We start from the raw sequence: 2,311 nt of genomic DNA on the forward strand, positions 1-2,311 counted from the left end.
GAGTTGGATAATACATATAGCCTATTTATACATAATCCAAATAATTCTTTTGATGTGCTATATGATAGATTAACAAAGAAAGGGGAAGATAGATATTCTCTAAGAGACGAGCATGATAAAGAATTAGAAAGAATAAGAAATAAAGATAAAAGTAATGATTAAAAAATCAAAGAGCAGACGATTTGAATAAAGAATTTTACGATTTTTGTATTTTAATAAACACAAAAGTCAAAGAGCGATAGCAAAAGAAATGGGAATACACAGAGCAAATGCTGAAGAGAAGGTATTTATTAAGTGAGAAAATAACAAAATGCTAAGGGACAGACTGAAATTCCAAGCAGGCTAGACAACTGTTAGGATTTCCTAAAGGGGGTCAGGTGAGATGGAGAAAATGGTTTTGAAAATATTTCAAATGGAAATTGAGCGACAATGTAAATTCGACATTATTGCTATAGAGCAAATAAAAACAGGATTATCAAATAAAGATTCAGATCTAGTATGGTATGCAATACAAAATTTTTTGGTAGCTGTAGGTAATATCTCCAAAATTTTTTGGCCAATAAATCAAAAATATGGGATGAGAGGCGAAAAGTTACGAAAAAGCTTAGGTATTGAAGATAATTCCCCTATACAACCAAGGAACTTTAGAAATCATTTTGAACATTTTGATGAAAGATTAGAGAAGTGGGCAGAATCTTCTGAAAGGCATAATTTTGTTGATTCAAGTATATTACCCCCGAATATGATAGCTGGAATAGACCAAAAAGATTTCCTTCGTATTTTTAATCCTACAACATGGACACTTACTTTTAGAGGAGATAAATATGAGCTGAAACCGATAATAAAGGCTATTTGCGAGCTTTATTCAAAAGTTTCAACCGAAGCGAGTAAACCATGGTGGGAGTAATATTTCGCCGTCACCTAACAGCGGATAAAAGAAAAATTCGAGTTACCCCAGATCCAATGGTTGTTGAACTTCTTTCATCTGCAGGACGTTATATGCAATATTGTTTAAAGAAGAAAAGGTTAATCTTGTGGAAAGGCTGACCATAAAGTAAAGGAGGTCGGGAAGAAAAAATGACTGATAAGGAATGGTTCAAAAAAGGTGTTGAACTTAGCGAGCTTGGGAGGTATGAAGAGGCGTTAAGGGCTTTTGAAAAAGCCATTGAGATAAATCCGCAAGATGACAAAGCCCGGTTTGGCAAAGGTGTTGCACTTGGCGAGCTTGGGAGACATGAAGATGCGCTAGAGGCTTATGAGAAAGTCATCGAGATAAATCCGCAGTTTGCCGAATCCTGGTTCGCCAAAGGTGTTGAACTTATCAAGCTTGGCAGATATGAAGATGCGCTGAAGGCTTACGAGAAAGCCATCGAGATAAATCCACAGTATGCTGATGCCTGGGTCAACAAAGGTGTTGAACTTGGTGAGTTTGAAAGACATGAAGAGGCGCTGCAGGCTTACGAGAAAGCCATTGAGATAGATCCAAAAAATGCCTTGGCATATACCAACTTAGGAGAACTATTCTTTAAATTTGGAAATCTTAAAGAGGCTTCTGACAATGTTGATAACGCGCTCAATATAGATGAGGAACTTGTTCCTGCATGGAGTTTACAAGGCAGAATCAAAATCGAAGAAAAAGACTATGATACTGCAAGTGAATCCTTTAAACAGGCAATGACTTTGGATTCAAGTAATCCAATACATTTCCTCTGGTATACTTATACTAATTATCTCAAGGCAGAATTCTCCTTGGATTCAGAAGATAAAAAGTATCAAGAAGAAATCACCACAATCATAAGAAACCTGGAAAAGATGAATGAAACGTTGTCGAAAAACTCAAAACAGGGAAAAGAAATAAGGGCTTATGTTCTGTATTTTTTAGGGCACTTCTACCTTAAGAGCAATGACATTTTTACAGCAAAAGAAAAACTTGAAGAGTGTATCAAATTAAAATCAAAATCTCCAATAGAGGCACCCGCGCGTGAATTGCTCGACAATATTTGGAACTATCAAATTAGGCCATCCTTGTGGCGCTGGTGGTTTAATTCCCCTTTACATCGCTGGCTTAAGAGAATTGGATTTTCTATTCTTTTACTGCTTATACTGCTTATTCTTGCATTATTGCTGCTTCACCTATTTGTTCCTGAGTGGTATCTTTCTATTCAAATAAACTGGTCTCTTTCTGTATTTCTTATTGTGTTTTTAATCATTATCCTTTTTTTACCAAACATAAAACGCATTCAGATAAAAGATATTGAAATAGAACTACACTCCCCTCCTCCCATTCCTGTTTTATCTCCTATGGTAATGG

Annotated in this window: 2 protein-coding genes; both read left to right on the forward strand. The window is 35.8% G+C overall.

All coding sequences use genetic code 11. The features are described 5' to 3' along the window. The first annotated feature begins 382 nt into the window (after window positions 1-382). Window positions 383-907 carry a hypothetical protein gene (locus AA81_RS12670; RefSeq protein ID WP_103899245.1) on the forward strand — a complete coding sequence of 175 codons (525 nt, stop codon included), beginning with the start codon at window positions 383-385 and terminating at the stop codon, window positions 905-907. Between the two features lie 170 nt (window positions 908-1,077). Next, the coding region (locus AA81_RS12675; RefSeq protein WP_146050398.1) for a tetratricopeptide repeat protein at window positions 1,078-2,311 on the forward strand (1,234 nt) is incomplete at its 3' end.

The organism is Petrotoga halophila DSM 16923 (assembly GCF_002924615.1).

Coding starts and splice junctions, on each gene's coding strand:
- AA81_RS12670 (WP_103899245.1), top strand. CDS start 383: ATGGAGAAAATGGTTTTGAAAATATTTCAAATGGAAATTGAGCGACAA.